The sequence below is a fragment of the Mesorhizobium sp. A556 genome (assembly GCF_054489545.1).
On the sequence record NZ_JBTMXA010000020.1, the window covers coordinates 1 to 16,054 of the forward strand.

The following is a 16,054-nucleotide window of genomic DNA, read 5'->3' on the forward strand; positions in this document are numbered from 1 at the left end:
CTGCGTTCAATGCAGAAGGAAGATAGGTGGCCGGATTTTACTCCGCCCCTACGGCGAGATTAGCGCGCCGTTACCGTGGCCGACTTTTGCACCGCCGCTCTCAATTTACTACGCCTCCAACTACGCCAACGATGGCAACGGTGGCGAACATGATCGCGAGGATATCTTTGGTTTCCATACGGCTCCGGCCCATGCTTTCCGCTAAGCATATAGGCGCTTTGGCCTATGGGATCAAACGCGATAGGCGTTTCCACATATTTCAAACTGAGACACTACCAATCGCTGTCCGGGGTTTACCGGAAACCCTGTCCGGGAATTACTGAAACACGCAGTCTAGCCGACTCGATATGGTCAATTTTGATCATATAACCACCGACACGGCGTGGTGGATTCAAGCGATGCGCGGCGTGTTCCCTCCCGCGTAGGCTACATCTACAGCACGCCGCTTGTCGGGGCGGTGGCCCAGGTTGTTCGACGCGCTGCAGACCGCGACAACAAATACCTGATGCTCGATAGCACTGTCGTTCGCGCCCACCAGCAGGCAGCGACCGGAAAAGGGGGCCAAGGATCAGGCGTTGGGCCGTCCGTTGCGGTTTCTGATCACGCCGGGCCAGGCCCGTGACATCACCGCCGCTCTCGAAGGCCAGGAAGCCGGTGCCGTGCTCGCCGACAAAGCCTATGACAGCAATGATTTACGTCAGCGCATCGCCGACATGAAGGCCGAGGCGGTGATCCCCTCCAAGCGCAACCGCAAGGTCGTCATCCCGCTCGACACTGACATTCTACAAGCACCGCAACCGTATCGAGCGATGCTTCAATCGCCTCAAACACTTTCGTCGGTGCGCCACGCGCTACGATCGCCGCACAATCCACTTCTCCGGCATCGTCCACCTCGTCGCCGCCATGATCTGGATACGATGAATGTCGATTGGCCCTAGTTATTGATGGGCGCGGCGGCATCCAGCCTCGCCTTGAGGCTGCCGACGCGCGCATATTTCTGCGCCGATGCCTGCACCTTTTCGGCAAGCGGCGGGGCCTGATGCGACCGCCGTCGCTGCGCCTGCGGCGGCGTGCCGTAGAACGTCGTGCGCTGGCGCGGGATGCGCCCTGCCTCGCGGATCGTCTCTTCCATCTTGTAGGGTGCGTATTCCTGGCCGTGGACGGTGCCGGCGGCGCGGCTGATCGATTCGTCCATCAGGACGCCGCCAAGGTCGTTGGCGCCCGCACGCAACGCAGCACGAATGCCCTCGCCGCCCATCTTCACCCAGCTCACCTGGATATTGGGGATCAAGGGGTTCAAGACCAGCCGCGAGACGGCGTGCATGGCAACCGATTCACGAAAGCTCGGCCCCTGCCTCGCACCGCCGCGCAGATAGACCGGCGCCTCCATATGCACGAAGGGCAGGGGGACGAACTCAGTGAAGCCACCGGTGCGCTCCTGCAGGTCGCGAATACGCAGCAGGTGGCGTGCCCAATGCTCATACCGCTCGATATGGCCGAACATGATCGTCGCGGTCGTGCGCAGCCCCGACTTGTGGGCGGCTTCTATGATCTCGAGCCACTGGCCGGTGGACAGCTTTTCCGCGCAGAGCTTGTCGCGAATCTCGTCGTCGAGGATCTCGGCTGCGGTGCCGGGGAGGCTGCCGAGGCCCGCCTGCTTCAGCCGTTCCAGGAACGCGGTGACGGTGAGGCCGAGCGTCGTCGCTCCGTGGTATACTTCCAGCGGCGAGAAGGCATGGACATGGATCTGCGGCACGGCCCGCTTCGCCGTCCGGCAGATTTCCAGATAGGTTTCCCCCGTATAGTCGGGATGGATGCCGCCCTGCATGCACACCTCGACGCCGCCGCGTTCCCACGCTTCGCTGACGCGCCGGGAGATTTCGGAAAGCTCGAGGTCATAGGGCCGTCCACGCAGATGCTCGGCGGTCTTGCCCTTGGAGAAAGCGCAGAAGGTGCAGCCATAGGTGCACACATTGGTGTAGTTGATGTTGCGCGTCACGACATAGCCGACCTCGTCCCCGACCGTCTCCCGGCGCAAATTGTCGGCCGCCTCGAACAGCGCCTCGCCGGCCGCGCCCCGCGCTTCGAACAATGCGACGATCTGGTCTTCGTCGAGCCGCTTGCCCGCAACCGCAGCGTCGATGGCGCGGGCGACGGGCCCGGTCTTCATCAATGCGGCAGGGGAGACCGGAAAACGATGTGCATGATCGTCCCTGCCGACCCGCCAGCGGCTTTCATAAGCGAAGCCTGAGGTATCCTGGCGCCGAAGGGTGGCCTTGAGCGGTCCGGGCGCAAGCCAGCGTTCACCGGCCTTAGCCCATGCCGGATAGACCGCAAGCCGGGGAACGAGTGTCTTGCCGGCCTGTGCCGTTTCGGCGGCCAGCCGTTCCAGTTCGGGCCAGGGCGCCTCGGGATTCACATGGTCGGCGGTGACCGGCGATACGCCGCCCCAGTCGTTGATGCCCGCATCCACCAGCGCCTTGAGCCCGTCGGCGCGCAGGTTGGGCGGCGACTGGATCGACATATGAGGCCCGAAGATTAGACGCGCGACGGCGATGGTCCAAAGCTGGTCGTCCAGCGACGGCTCCGGGGCGTTGGCCATCCTCGTGCCGGGCTTTGCCCGGAAATTCTGGATGATGATCTCCTGAATGTGCCCGTAACGCTCGTGCAGCGAACGCAGTTTCAGGAGCGAATCGATACGCTCGGCCCGCGTTTCGCCGATGCCGATGAGGATCCCCGACGTGAACGGCACCCGCGCGCGACCGGCGGCGGCAATCGTTTCGAGCCTCACTTCGGGATGCTTGTCGGGAGAGCCGAAATGCGGCATCCCGCGTTCGCCAAGCCGTGAAGCGGCGGTTTCGAGCATGATGCCTTGCGAGGCGGAAACCGCCCGCAGCGAGGCGATTTCGGCCTCCGTCATGACGCCGGCATTTATATGCGGCAGCAGGCCGGTCTGCTCCAAGACCATTTGCGCCACCTCGCGCAAATAGCCGATCGTGGTTTCGTGGCCGAGTTCCGCCAGTTCGGATCGCGCGATCGCATAGCGCAATTCGGGTTTGTCGCCGAGCGTGAAGAGCGCCTCGTCGCACCCCGCTTCGACACCACGGCGGGCGATGTCCAGTACCTCCTCAGGCCGCATATAGGCGGAGCGGCAATTGCGCGGCGCCTTGGCGAAGGTGCAGTAGTGGCACACGTCGCGGCAAAGCTCGGTCAGCGGGATGAACACCTTGCGCGAGACCGATACCAGATCGCCGTGACCGAAGTCGCGGATCGTCCGGGCGGTGGTCGTCAGTTCCGCCAGCGCGTCGCAGTCCGCCAGCACCGCCGCTTCGCCCTCGTCGAGCCTGCCGCCCGCGAGCAGCCGGTCGGTCCAATGTGCAATCGGTGGAAAGCTCATAAGCCAATCTCCTCTACGACAGGGGTCGCGGCCGGTGCAGGGGTTATCGCGTCGATGACGGCGCGCGTGTGTCGCCCGCGCAACCCTCGCTGGTCAAGGCAGAAAGCGGTTAGGTCTTCGGCCGTATCTATGTCGCCCGCGAAGGATGCAAGGTCGAGCGCCTCGCGCGGCCAGGCCGTTCCCTCGCCGCCATCGCCGAGATGGCGCTGGAAGCTCTGGAGGCCGAAGCCAAACCGTAGCTGCGCAGCAGCTGGAAACACGATACCGTTGGTGCCTTCGCGCCAACGATCCGGGATAATTGCGCAATGGCCGCGAGCAGCGACGTCCGACAGCGCATGATCGAGCTCTTCGCCTTCGATCAGGGGCAGATCGCCCGGGAGAACCGCGATGACCCCGGCGCCGCCACGAACGAGCCGGCACACGCCGTCCGTCACGGCGGCGTTAAGGTCGCGCGCATCGGCGGGCTGGCGCAGATGGACCAGGTCGGGATTGGTCGCGCACGGGCCGCGTACAGGTTCCGGACCGTAGATTGCCAGGCCCGAGAGCAATCGGGAGTCGGCCAACCCTTCGAGCAGATCTTCCAGCATTGCCTGTTGCAGGCTGGCCCGCTGCCCCGCGTCCAGGAGACCGGCAAGTCGTGTCTTTGCCTCGGCGGCCGCCTTGAGGGGGATGAGCGCCCAGTAGCCTTCGTACCTCATGGTCGCCGCACTTTTGCGTCTTGCGCGATTGCCAGAACCTCCCTGGCAAGCGCGATGCGATCCTGAGCGCCGGCCATGACCGTCTGCGCGTGGAAGAGCGAAGGACTGGAAACCGGGACGTCGCGATCTTCGATATCGGCCACCAGAATGTCGAGGAAGTCGGCGTAATGATCGGCTATCGTCTGCAGGGATACATCCAGCCCCAATTCCCCCATCATCTTTGCCAGCGGGCCCTTGATCGCCTCGCCACCGACCAGCGGCGCAACGGCGACAACCGGCGCGGAGGACGCAACCAATGCTTCGCGGATGCCGGGCAGCGCAAGCATCGGGTCGATCGACAAATAGGGATTGGAAGGACAGATCACGATCGCTGCAAGATCGTCTTGTCGCAATGCGTCCAGCGCCTCGCGCGTCGGCTGCGCCTTTCGGGCGGCATCCAGATTGAGGGCGCGCACGACGGGCTGCCAGCGGTGGCGGACGAAATAATGCTGGAAGGGCATTGGCCCATCCGGCGTCTCCACGACGGTCGGCACCGGATCGTCTGTGGCCGGCATTATCGTGCAGAACACGCCGAGCGAGCGGGCGATCTCGGTCGTGACATCCGTCAGCCGCGCGCCTTCTGCAAGGCGCTGCGTACGGTAAGCCTTGGTTGCGAGGTCCATGTCGCCGAGATTGAACCAATCGGGCCCGCCAAGTTCGCGGATGGCTTCCATGAAGCGCCAGCTTTCGCCTTCGCGGCCCCACCCGGTCACGGTGTTGGCGCGTTCGGCCAGCGTATAGGTCACAGTATCGACGTCGGGGCTCACATGCAGGCCGAAATGGCAAAAGTCGTCGCCCGTGTTGACGATCACGGTGAGGTTTTCAGGGGGCAGTATCCGGGACAGGCCATAGGCCAGCTTCGCGCCGCCGATGCCGCCGCAAAGCGCGACCACGCGTCCATGGGCGGGAAGAACCGCGGGGCTCATCGGAAAAGATCTCCGCTCGCGTCGCGAAGTCCATCGGCCGCGCGCTGCGTGCTCTCCTGCCAGGAAAGTCCGCGCAGGATGGCCGCGGGCACCCCTTCGGCGCCCTCGCCCATGGCAAGCACCGCGGCCGTTGCCACGGAGTCCGCGAGCCCGATTTCGGTGGCCCTTAGGATGCGTCCGAACATGTCGGGCTGTCCGCGCATGTCCACGACGGCCGGCAAGCCGCTGATGCCTATGGCCACCCCCGTGGTGCCGATGCGCCAGGGCCGTCCGAAGCTGTCGGAAATCACGACGGCGATGCCAGGTGCCGCACCAGGGCTCAGCTTCTCACGCAGTCTGTGCGCGGAACCGTCCGGATTGACTGGAAGCAGCAGAACGGATTCGTCGTCGCCTTCGACGTTCGACTGGTCGATCCCCGCATTGGCCATGATGTGGCCGAGCCGATGCTCGACGATCAGGACCTCGGGTACCGCGCGCAGCACCGCTCGGCTTTCGGACAGGACGGCCTCGACGTAACGCGGATCCTTGCGGACTTTTCCCGACAGGTCGAGCGCCTGTTGCGACGGCGTGAATTCGCTCAGTCTCTTCAGGCGCCCCTCGGCCTTGCTGACGATCTTCTGCGCGACGACGAGGATATCTCCTTCCTCCAGCCGCTGCCCGACCCGCGCGATGGCCGCCTCGATCTCGAACGCCAGATCGGATTTCGAGGATATCGGCGGTATGCCTGTCAGGGCGATGATCTGCATTGGGGACATCTGAGCGTTCGCGTCTCAGCCCAGTCCGGTGATCTTGATGCCGGCACCGTCGACCTTATAGCGCCGGTTGATGCCGATGAGTATCGACGTCATCGCCTCGGCCGCCGCCGAATTCGCCAGCACGCCGCCGTCGATGCCGCGCGAGCCGATGGCTTCGGCAAGCGGTACCACCGCCTGCTTGGCCTCCTTGTCGTCGCCGAAGATCAGCACGTCGCAGCCGACCGGCTTGCCTGCATGCAGCTTGGACGCTCCCACATTATGGAACCCCGAGACGACCTTGACCCCGCTTCCCAGGATGCGCGCCGCGATCACGGCCGCGCTTCCTTCCGCAGGAAGCTGCACCGTCGCCACTTTCGGCGGCATCAGCGGCACCGCCGCGTCGACCACGATCTTGCCCTCGACCACACCCTTGATTTCTTCCAGCGTCTGGTCGTGGCTGGAAAACGGCACGGCGATCACGACGATGTCGGCCATGGCCGCGGCATCCGCGTTCGCAACGCCCTCGATCGAGGTCCCATTGACCGCGTTGGCTTCCTTCGCGAAGGCCTCGGCCTTTTCGGCGGAGCGCGAACCCACGACGACCCGATAGCCCGCCTGCGCCCAGCGCAACGCAAGGCCGGAGCCCAGATCCCCTGTCCCGCCGATGATCCCGATCAATGGTCGTTCATTCATGCCTGAATATCCTGTTTTACGTTTGACGCTTCAAGGCGGCCGTCCGGATCCCTGAAGCCGGGTCTGTGGCGGGCTCCTGTAGCGCTTTTTTCAGGAGCTGGCCCAGTTGCAGCAATTCTTCCGCCGACAGCGCGGAAAAATGCTTTCGCAGCGTCGCGACCACGATCGGCTCGCACCGGTCGAGAAGTTTCTCACCCTTGGGGCTAAGCGTGTGCATGGTTGCGCGCCCTCGGCCGGGCTTTCTCGCCACCAGTCCGCGTTCGATGAGACGCCTGACCAGCGCGCCGAAGGACTGGTCGGTCTGGAACGAAGCCTGTGCCAGATCGTGCGCGGATGCACCCGGCAGCGTGCGGATGCGGCGCAGGACGACCCATTGCGACAGGCTGCTCTCAAGGCTGGAGAGCGCGGCGTCGACGGCACTCTGCTTGCCCTGCTGCACGCGCTTCAGACGAAGGCTTATTTCTCTGATATCCATGGTGGGATCGCCAGCTCCGAGTCGTTTATAAACACCCTTATATAAGGTACCTTATATACTAGGCACCGTCAATCGGCATCAATTGTCGCGGCAAGTTTGCCGAAGGGCTTAGGACGCCTCCTCCGGGGGAGACATGCGACGGGTGAGAAGCCGCTTTATGACCGGCAGGAAGATGATTGCCAGGGTGACCAGCAAAATGCCGCCGGCGATCGGCCTGTGCCAGAAAACCAGCCAGTCGTCGCCGTAGAGGATCATGGACTGCCGTAGATTGATCTCGATCAGCGGCCCCAGCACGAAGCCGATGATGAGCGGCGTCACCGGGATCGCGGCCAGGCGCAACAGCACGCCCAGAAGGCCGGCGCCGACCATGAGGTAGAGGTCGAACAGGGAATTGTTGACGGAGAAGGTGCCGATGGTGGCGAAGACCACCACTCCGGCCATCAGCAACTGGGTCGGAACCTGCAGCACGCGTGTCCATAGATGCGTGCCCATCAGGCCGAAGACGATTATGCCCAGATTTGCGATGAAGAGCGTGATCAGGATGTAGAGGACCATATCGTAGTGTTCCACGTAGAGACGTGGACCGGGGATGACGCCTTGCAGCACCAGGGCTGCGAGAATGAGGGCGGTGATCGGGTCGCCTGGAATGCCGAGCGAAAGAGAAGGGACCAGCGCGCCGCCGACCACGGCGTTGTTTGCCGATTCCGAGGCGGCGACACCTTCGGCGTTCCCCTTGCCGAAAGTCTCGGGGTGCGGCGAGCTTCGCTTCGCTTCCGAATAGCTGACGAAGGAGGCGGCGGTGGGACCCGCGCCGGGTAGAATGCCGACAGCCGTGCCTATGATGGAGGACTTGAAAACGACCCAGGCCGTGCGCTTGCGGTCCTGCGGCTCGGGCAGGCGCACGCCGATCCGCGGAAACTTGATGGCGCCCGAGCTTTTGGCGGAGGTGAGTTCGAAGACGACTTCCGTTATCGCAAAAAGGCCGATCAGCAACGGAACCAGCGGCACGCCGGCCGACAGAAGAAACACGCCGAATGTCAGTCTCGTGGCTCCCGTAACCGGGTCTGGCCCGACCATGGCCAGGAGGATGCCGATCAGCGCCGCGATCATGGCCCGCATGATGATCTTGCGATCGAGCATGATGATGCAGACGAGGGCGAAGAGGGCGACCAAGCACATCTCGATCGGGCCGAATCGCAGCGCGAAAGCCGCAAGGATCGGCGCCAGCAGCATGAGAATGATCAGCGAGAAGAAACCGCCGATCCCCGATGCCAGGGTCGCTACCGTGAGGGCTATATCGCCGTCGCCGCGTTTGGCCATGGGATACCCGTCAAGCGCTGTCGCGGCTGACGCAGGCGTGCCTGGAACGTTCACGATAATGGCTGTTATCGCGCCGCCGTAGATGGACGCGCAATAGAGCCCCATGAGCAGCGCGATACTGGGCGCCAACTCCATGTTCAAGGTGAACGGTATTGCCATGGCAATGGCGATCGAAGGCCCAAGACCGGGGATCACCCCGATTATGATCCCGCCCACGATACCGATCAAAAGGGCAATGACCGAATTGAATTGCGCCAGCATCGCGAACGCCGAATACAGGTCATTCATTGCATCACCCTAATTCTCGATAACGGGGCCTCGGCTCTGGACCCGCACGGCTGCTTTGCGTGAAAGTCGTCCAGGTCTCGCTGCCGCTAAGGCAGCGGTGCCCCGATGCCGAAGACGAAGACCGCCCATATGCTGGCCAGCACGAGAACGACCGAGGCCGCTATTCCCAAAAGGTTCCGGTAGCCGGCCAGCAACGGCAGAGAGGCCAGCAGGAACAGAGAGGCTTGCCACCAACCCCACGCCGAAAGGGCCCAAGTGTAGAAGAAGAGATACAGGAGCGCGAGCAGCTTGACACCGACGAACCGCGCGGAGAAGCGCTTCATGCGCGTCGCATCCGGCCACAGCGCCAAACCTACGCCGCAAACGGCCATTGCCAGCAGCACCATTGTCGGCATGAGGCCCGCAGAAGTGGCCGAGAAGAAATCGCCCATCCTGTCGGGGCGTATGAGGCCGCCAAGACCGATGACCGTCAACGCCAGCAGCGTGACGGCCGCCCCGACGACCCGGGAAGCGGCGCTACCGAAATGGGTGGCGCCGCCCTCTGCCGGTCGATTGCTCACTTGGCGTATCCAAGTTCTTTCAGCACGGCGAGCGAGGCCTCGTTCTCTTTTTGCACGGCGGCGCGCGCGTCATCCCCGTCGAGGTACGCCGGCTCCATGCCGAGTTTCATGATTTGCTCCTTGAAGGTATCCTGCGACTGCGCCTCGCCGCAAGCCTTGCGCAGCTTAGCCAGCACCGGCTCCCCGAGGCCCTTCGGGGCAGCCAGAATCCCCCACACGGCTGCGGTCACGTCGAAGCCCGCCTCCTGGAACGTTTCCACGTCGGGGAACCTCTGCAGACGCTCGGTGTCCATCAGGCCGATCGGCTGGATCGTGTCGGCATTGGCGATGACCACACTCGCGGGGATCAGCGATCCCGTCAGCACGTCGGCGAGAATGTTGCGCAGGTTCTCGGTATCGGCCGTGCTGGGAACATGCACGAGTTCGATCCCGGCCTGTTTTCCAAAGCGCGTCATCGCTATGTGCTGGACCGAGGCCTCACCGCTGGAACCGTAGGTGATCCGCTGGCCGGATTTGGCCAGGTCCACCAGGTCCTTGACGCTCTTGATGGCGGACCCCTTCTTGACGGCGAACATGAGCGGATTGTTGTTGACCCGGCAAATGTAGTCGAGGCTATCCACCGTATACGGCGTGTCGGAAATATTCGGCTTCTGCACCATGGGCGTCGATGTCGCCAGGCCGAGCGTGTATCCGTCGGGCTTGGACGTGGCGAGTTCCGCCGTGCCGACGACGCCGCCGCCGCCGGGCTTGTTGAGCACCGAAACCCGTTGGCCGAGTTGTTCGGTCAGGCCCTCCGCTATGACCCTGCCTGCCACGTCGGTCTGCCCACCAGCGTTATAAGGCACGATCAGCGAGATCGGACGCGTCGGAAAATCCTCGGCGCTGGCGGCGCCAACGGAAAACCCACCCAAGAGGGCTGTCGCGACAGCGAAGGAAAAACTGCGCAGCAAAAGTCGCATAATAGTCTCCCAATCTTGTCTCTAATACCGGAACAGCGTCCCTGGAAAACTATCCTATCTGGTTCTGAGGGTGTCAAGGGCTATTCGGCAATGGCAGCATCGATGATGATGCTCGCCGCGTCACCGAGCGGACGACTGTGGCACGATGACGAAGAGCAGACCCGAGCAGGGATGGCTTGCCGCCAATGGTCGGAGCATGCCCGGTAATTGACATTGGTTTCCGGTCAACATAGAATTTGGTACATTGTACCGCATTTCGGAACGATCAGGGATGCATCGACGGCAGCGCTTCGATTGACGGCCAGAGATGGACAGGGTGAGCGAAGTGAAGTTGCCGAACTTCCAGTATGAAAGCCCGAAGAGTCTTGAGGATGCCGTGGCGCTGCTCGCGGCAAGCGACGGAGCCGGCAAGATCATCAGTGGCGGCCAAAGTCTCGTACCGATGATGGCCTATCGTCTGGTGGCGCCAGAACTTCTTATCGACCTGAAGAATGTTCCCGGTCTCGACCGGATCGAAATCGAAGACGGGATATGTCTCGGCGCGCGGGTCACCTGGGCAGCCATCGAGCAGGATGCCCGGCTGAATGCGGCTCATCCGCTCCTTCAGGAAGCCGTACGGCATATCGCCCATTATCAGATCCGCAACCGGGGCACTGTCGGGGGGAGTCTCGCCCATGCCGATCCGGCAGCGGAATTTCCGGCCGTGGCCTTGAGTTGCGGCGCCGCCATCCACGTCATGGGCTCCAACGGTCCGCGCATCATCCCGGCCCATGCGTTCTTCTTCGGGCCGCTCGTGACCGCTCTCGATGAAGACGAGATCATTACGCGCATCGTCTTTCCGGCGTGGCCGGAGGGGCGCCGTTTCGGCTTCAAGGAATATGCGCGCCGCCAGGGCGACTTTGCCCTGGCCGGTGCCACAGTGCATTTCGACATCGCTCCGGATGGCCGCATCGCCAATCCGTCCGCCGTCGCGTTCGGACTGGCCGATACCGCGGTAAGGCTGACGGAAACGGAAGCCTTTCTCGACGGGCGAAAGCCGACGCCGGAGGTTTTCCGGGCGGCTGCCGAGGCGGGCGCGGAAGCGGTCGAGGTGCATGCCGATATTCAAGGCGACGCCTTCTACCGGCGAGCGCTTCTGAAAACGATGATCGCCCGCGCGCTGACGATGGCTGCGGTGGACTGAGGTTGCATGACGACGATTGAAATCAGGATAAACGGTTCGCCGGCCAGCCTGGACGTTTCCGACCGCATGACCCTGGCAGATTGCCTGCGCGGCAAGTTGGGGCTGACCGGGACGCATCTGGGCTGCGAACACGGCGTATGCGGCGCCTGCACGGTTTCCGTCGACGGCAAGGCGGTCCGCTCGTGCCTCATGCTTGCCGTCCAGGCGCACGAGGCCGAGATCGTGACCGTCGAGGGGCTGGCGGGGGACGGCCCGCTGTCGGCGCTGCAGGGATCCTTCAAGCGCAACCACGCCCTGCAATGCGGCTTCTGCACGCCGGGAATGCTGATGACGATACACGCGCTTCTGTCGGCAGAACCTAGCGCCGACGAAAGTCGCATCAGGGACGTCCTTTCGGGAAATCTCTGCCGGTGCACCGGCTACCAGCCAATCGTACAGGCGGCGCTCGACGCGAGAAGTTCCTATGAATAAGGTCGGTGCATCCTGGCCCGGGAAGGCCGGCAACAGCTATGTCGGCAGTCCCGTGGAGCGTATCGAGGACGACAGGCTCCTTCGCGGTCGCGGGACATTCGTCGCCGACGTGGTGGCGCAGAATGCGCTCAGCGCAGTGCTTTTCCGCAGCCCGGTCGCCCATGCCCTCATTCGCCGCATCGACGTGGAAGCGGCCCGCAAATTGCCTGGCGTCGTTGCCGTCCTTACGCATGAGGATATCGGCGCCGACATCCCGATGATCCCGCTTCGCCAGCAGGTGCTGCCGGAAGGTGTGCCTTATCTCCAGCCCGTCATCGCGAGCGATCGGGTGCGCTATGTCGGCGAGCCGATCGCCGTGGTGGTCGCCGACGATCCGGCTATTGCCGAGGACGCACTGGAACTCATCGACCTCGACTACGAGGACCTGACGCCGGTCGTCACGACCGAGGCGGCCGCCTCCGACGAAATCATTCTGTTCGGAGAGACGCGAACCAATCTCGCCTACACGATGCAGGCGCGACAGGGCGATACCGGCAAGGCGTTCGACACCGCGCATTATACGCGCCGGGAAAGCTTCAGCGTGCAGCGGCACATGGCCTCGCCGATGGAGACGCGCGGTTTGCTCGCCGACTGGAACGCGGCCGCCGGTACGCTGTCCGTCTATGGCGCGGCCAAGGTCGCTTTCTTCAATCGCAATCTGCTCGCCGAATTCTTCGGTCTCTCGCGAGACGACGTCGATTACATCGAGGTCGACGTCGGCGGGGGCTTCGGCGCCAGGGGAGAATTCTACCCCGAAGATTATCTCATCCCCTTCGCGTCTCGCCATGTCTCGCGCCCGGTGCGCTGGATCGAGGATCGCCGCGAGCATTTCCTGGCGACGAACCATGCGCGCGAGATGGATGCCGAAATCGAGATCGCCTGCGACGCCGACGGCACCATCGTCGGCCTGCGCGGGGTGATCAATGTGGATATCGGCGCCTATGTGCGCACCAACGGCTTCACGGCCCCGCGCAACGTCGCACAGTTCTGCGCGGGCCCCTACGACGTGGCGAACATCGAACTCGATGCGCGTGTGCTTGTAACGAACAAGACACCGGCCGGCACCTATCGGGGGCCCGGACGCTTCGAGGGCACGTTCTTCTTCGAGCGGCTTATCGACATGGCCGCCCGCGATCTCGGCATCGACCCCGCGGCCATCCGCAGGCGCAACCTGATCGCCGAGGAAAAGATGCCCTACAAGCTGGCACGGATGGCGCATGCCGATCCGTCGTCGGAAACCCAGTGCGATGGCGGGGCCTATGCGGAGGTGTTCGACCGCTGCATCGCGGAGTTCGACTGGGCGGGCAAGCAGAAATTCCAGGGAAAGCTGATCGACGGCCGCTATCATGGCCTCGGGCTTGGATGCTTCATCGAAGGCGGGGCCGCCGGGCCGCGCGAAGGTGCGCGCATCGTGCTTGAAACCGATGGAACCGTGTCGGTCTATGCGGGATCGTCGGCACTGGGCCAGGGGCTGGAGACGGTGCTGTGTCAGATCGCGGCCGACGCGCTCGGGCTGCCCATGGACAGGATATCCATCTTTCACGGGTCGACCAATCTCGTGAAAGAGGGTTTCGGCTCGTTCCATTCGCGCTCCACCGTCATGGGCGGATCGGCGGTGCTGGAAGGGTGCGGGCTTCTTCTTCAGTCCATCCGCGAACATGCCGCCGCGAAGGTAGGTTGCTCCGCTGAAGAGGTGATCGTTCGTGATGGCGTGCTGACGGTCCGTGGCGAGACGATCGCGCTGGCCGGATTGAGCGACGCGCCGATTGTCGTCGAACACAGTTTTTCCAACTCGAAGCATACCTACAGCTACGGAACCCATGCCGCGCATGTGGCGGTCGATCCGGAGACGGGCGATGTCGAGATCCTCGACTACTGCACGGTCGAGGATGTCGGCAGGGTGATCAATCCCGCCACGCTGCATGGCCAGGTCCTGGGCTCTGCCGTTCAGGGTTTCGGCAGCGCCTTCCTCGAGGAACTCGTCTACGATGAAAGCGGGCAGCTTCTGACGGGAACATTCGCCGACTATCTCCTGCCCACGGCGACCGACTTTCCTGCGCCGCGGTCCGTCTCGCTCGGGCTGAGGCCATGCCCGAACAACCCGCTAGGCGCCAAGGGTGCCGGGGAGGGCGGGCTGATCGCGGTCGGCGGAGCGCTAGGCAACGCGATCGCCGCCGCCCTGCGGAGCTATTCCGTCGAGCCGTGCCACCTTCCCTTTTCACCGGGGCGAATCTGGCGTCTCATCCATTCGCCCGACCCTCGGTAAGAAGCCACGAACAGGCCGGCGAAAGCCCGCCGCCGTTTTTCATCACGACGACAACAAGGAAATTGGCCCCATGGCAGGTCTCCCCGAAATCAGCATACGGCTTCATGGAGACATTCCCGCGCGCGAATGTGCCCGGCGGGCGGAACTGGCCGAGAAGGCAGGCTTCCACGCCGCCTGGTTTGCGGAAAATGCGTTCACCCGCGGCATCCTGCCGGCAGCTACCGCCTGTGCCATCGTCACCAGCAAGCTCAATTTCCGCGTCGGCGTATTCAACCCGACGAGCCGTCACCCCACGATGATGGCGATGGAGATCGGCGCGCTCGACGAACTCGCCGGCGGCCGCGTCGGGGTCAGTGTCGGAGCCGGGATCGGCACCGCCGTTTCCAGGATCGGCGGAGATCCCAAGGCGCCGCTGGCCGGCATAAGGGACACCGTCACGATCCTCAGGGCGCTTCTGGCGGGCGAGGAGGTTGATCACGATGGCAAGGTGTGTTCGGCAAAGGGCGTCCGGCTGGAATTCGACACGCGCCAGACAATCCCGATCTTCATCGCCGCCCGCGGCGAGCAGACGCTGAAATTCTGCGGGCAATCGGCCGACGGGCTGATCGTGTCCAACATGTGCTCGCTCGATTATGCAGCCCGGTCCGCCGACGTGGTCCGCGATGCCGAGGAGCACTCGAAGGGAACACGCGCCAGCACCGTCGTACGTTATCTTCCCGGCTGCATCGACTGCGACGGTGCGCGTGCCCGCGCCGGCGCCAAGCACATGCTGAAGGGCATGGTGCCTTCCTTCTGGCGGCTCAGCCAGCGGGTGGAGTCGGCCCGGCAGGCCCTGTTCCTCGGAACCGGGCTTTCGGAGCAGGAGTTTTCCGACGCTGCCGAACGGCTTCAGGGCGGCGAGGCGCCGGAAACCGCGTTAAGCGACCGTTTTGTGTCGGCGTTCGCGATCGCCGGCACGCCCGAGGAATGTGTCGAGCAGGCGCGTCGCCACAAGAAGGCGGGGATTTCCGAACTCGCGGTGACGTTCGACGAACTCACATTGGACGACGATCAGATCCGGTTCGGCGAGGCGTTGCGCAGACAGCCCTGACCGCGACGCCGCTTCGTCGTCATAGGTCGGGGTCAGCGGTAGCCGATCGGGCTGGCCCCGAGCTTCTGAGATGCACGGCGGCCGGCTTCGACGACCAGTTCGATCAGGTTCGCCTTGCCGCCTTCGTCCAGCGTTCCGACAGCGACGGCGCCGCTGATCGCCGCGACCACCGCATTGCTGGAATCGCGAACCGCCGCACCCACTGAATAGACGCCTGGCCGGTTCTCGCAATCGTTGAGCGCGTATCCGAGCCTGCGCACCTCCGCCAATTGCTCCAGAAGGACGTCGATGGAGGTGATGCTCTTGTCGGTCACCTTCTTCAACGGTTCGCTGAGTATCTTGCGGATGTCGGATGGCGGAAGATCGGCAAGAAGCACTTTGCCGAGCGCCGTGGTGTATGGCCGCGTCGACGTGCCGATCTCGCTCTTGACCGCGATCGGACCGTTTCCCTGGATCGCGCCCATATACACCACGTAGTCGTTGCGCAGGATACCGAGAAAGCCTGTGACGTTGCGATCCGACAAGTACTGCAGTTGCGGCATCGCCGCCGACAGAAGGTCATTTTTGCGGAGGAACGAGGAGCCGACCTGGAAGGCTCCATGGCCGACCACATAACGCGAGGCTTCTCCGGTCTGCTCGACAAACCCCTCATCGGCCATCGTGCTGAGAAGGCGCTGGGCGATGCTCGGCGAATAGCCGAAATGCCGGGCCACCTCGCGCACGCCGGCAGGTTGCTGCCGCTCGGCCAGATACCGTAGGATCTTCAGTGCTCTTTGAACCGACTGGTTCTTCTGGCCTGGCTTGTCATTGTCGGTCACCGGCTGCACACTCCCGATCGTCGTCCCACGCCACTCTTCTCGATTGGATCGCCGTGCGTCCATTCGGGCGCACAAAGGACGCTCCAACACTTTGTATC

The 16,054-nt window shown here is 63.6% G+C and carries 16 protein-coding genes; 6 read left to right on the forward strand and 10 right to left on the reverse strand.

Translation table 11 applies throughout. The features are described from left to right. Together ACX3P0_RS23270 and ACX3P0_RS23275 are read left to right on the forward strand one after the other, a co-directional pair. Window positions 1–205 (forward strand): hypothetical protein (locus tag ACX3P0_RS23270; RefSeq protein WP_459092334.1); only part of this gene is annotated, 205 nt, incomplete at its 5' end. 382 nt (window positions 206–587) lie between these two features. Continuing rightward, window positions 588–938, forward strand: coding sequence for a transposase (locus tag ACX3P0_RS23275; RefSeq protein WP_459092336.1), 351 nt, complete (start codon window positions 588–590; stop codon window positions 936–938). Here the strand turns inward: ACX3P0_RS23275 and cofH are convergent. The 9 genes from cofH to ACX3P0_RS23320 form a co-directional block, all read right to left on the reverse strand. After that, a complete protein-coding gene (gene cofH / locus ACX3P0_RS23280; protein ID WP_459092338.1) occupies window positions 935–3,397 on the reverse strand; it encodes a 5-amino-6-(D-ribitylamino)uracil--L-tyrosine 4-hydroxyphenyl transferase CofH in 2,463 nt (820 codons plus the stop codon). The genes ACX3P0_RS23275 and cofH overlap by 4 nt on opposite strands. Further along, window positions 3,394–4,095 (reverse strand): 2-phospho-L-lactate guanylyltransferase, encoded by a 702-nt coding sequence (gene cofC, locus ACX3P0_RS23285; RefSeq protein ID WP_459092340.1) that lies wholly within the window; start codon window positions 4,093–4,095, stop codon window positions 3,394–3,396. Before cofC ends, cofH begins: the two co-directional genes overlap by 4 nt. Further along, a complete protein-coding gene (gene cofD / locus ACX3P0_RS23290) occupies window positions 4,092–5,060 on the reverse strand; it encodes a 2-phospho-L-lactate transferase (RefSeq protein WP_459092342.1) in 969 nt (322 codons plus the stop codon). Before cofD ends, cofC begins: the two co-directional genes overlap by 4 nt. Continuing rightward, window positions 5,057–5,806, reverse strand: coding sequence for a coenzyme F420-0:L-glutamate ligase (gene cofE / locus ACX3P0_RS23295; protein WP_459092344.1), 750 nt, complete (start codon window positions 5,804–5,806; stop codon window positions 5,057–5,059). The genes cofD and cofE overlap by 4 nt, the downstream gene beginning before the upstream one ends. A gap of 24 nt (window positions 5,807–5,830) precedes the next feature. Beyond that, window positions 5,831–6,487 carry an NADPH-dependent F420 reductase gene (npdG, locus tag ACX3P0_RS23300; RefSeq protein ID WP_459092345.1) on the reverse strand — a complete coding sequence of 219 codons (657 nt, stop codon included), beginning with the start codon at window positions 6,485–6,487 and terminating at the stop codon, window positions 5,831–5,833. A gap of 16 nt (window positions 6,488–6,503) precedes the next feature. Further along, a complete protein-coding gene (locus tag ACX3P0_RS23305) occupies window positions 6,504–6,962 on the reverse strand; it encodes a MarR family winged helix-turn-helix transcriptional regulator (RefSeq protein ID WP_459092347.1) in 459 nt (152 codons plus the stop codon). 108 nt (window positions 6,963–7,070) lie between these two features. Continuing rightward, entirely contained in the window at window positions 7,071–8,570 is a 1,500-nt protein-coding gene (locus ACX3P0_RS23310; protein ID WP_459092349.1) for a tripartite tricarboxylate transporter permease, read from the reverse strand. 86 nt (window positions 8,571–8,656) lie between these two features. Then, a complete protein-coding gene (locus ACX3P0_RS23315) occupies window positions 8,657–9,130 on the reverse strand; it encodes a tripartite tricarboxylate transporter TctB family protein (protein WP_459092351.1) in 474 nt (157 codons plus the stop codon). Further along, window positions 9,127–10,089 carry a Bug family tripartite tricarboxylate transporter substrate binding protein gene (locus ACX3P0_RS23320; RefSeq protein WP_459092353.1) on the reverse strand — a complete coding sequence of 321 codons (963 nt, stop codon included), beginning with the start codon at window positions 10,087–10,089 and terminating at the stop codon, window positions 9,127–9,129. The genes ACX3P0_RS23315 and ACX3P0_RS23320 overlap by 4 nt, the downstream gene beginning before the upstream one ends. Before the next feature lie 316 nt (window positions 10,090–10,405). Here ACX3P0_RS23320 and ACX3P0_RS23325 point away from each other — a divergent pair, with 316 nt between their 5' ends. The 4 genes from ACX3P0_RS23325 to ACX3P0_RS23340 all read left to right on the forward strand — a co-directional run bounded on the left by ACX3P0_RS23325 (window position 10,406) and on the right by ACX3P0_RS23340 (window position 15,138). Further along, a complete protein-coding gene (locus ACX3P0_RS23325; protein ID WP_459092355.1) occupies window positions 10,406–11,272 on the forward strand; it encodes an FAD binding domain-containing protein in 867 nt (288 codons plus the stop codon). A gap of 6 nt (window positions 11,273–11,278) precedes the next feature. Further along, the gene (locus tag ACX3P0_RS23330; protein WP_459092357.1) at window positions 11,279–11,743 is read left to right on the forward strand and encodes a (2Fe-2S)-binding protein; all 465 of its coding nucleotides are present in this window, start codon (window positions 11,279–11,281) and stop codon (window positions 11,741–11,743) included. Continuing rightward, entirely contained in the window at window positions 11,736–14,048 is a 2,313-nt protein-coding gene (locus tag ACX3P0_RS23335) for a xanthine dehydrogenase family protein molybdopterin-binding subunit (protein ID WP_459092359.1), read from the forward strand. Before ACX3P0_RS23330 ends, ACX3P0_RS23335 begins: the two co-directional genes overlap by 8 nt. A gap of 70 nt (window positions 14,049–14,118) precedes the next feature. Beyond that, entirely contained in the window at window positions 14,119–15,138 is a 1,020-nt protein-coding gene (locus tag ACX3P0_RS23340; protein WP_459092361.1) for an LLM class flavin-dependent oxidoreductase, read from the forward strand. Window positions 15,139–15,170: 32 nt separating this feature from the next. On the opposite strand, the gene ACX3P0_RS23345 is transcribed toward ACX3P0_RS23340, so the two are convergent. Further along, window positions 15,171–15,956, reverse strand: coding sequence for an IclR family transcriptional regulator (locus tag ACX3P0_RS23345; RefSeq protein WP_459092363.1), 786 nt, complete (start codon window positions 15,954–15,956; stop codon window positions 15,171–15,173). Window positions 15,957–16,054 lie beyond the last annotated feature (98 nt).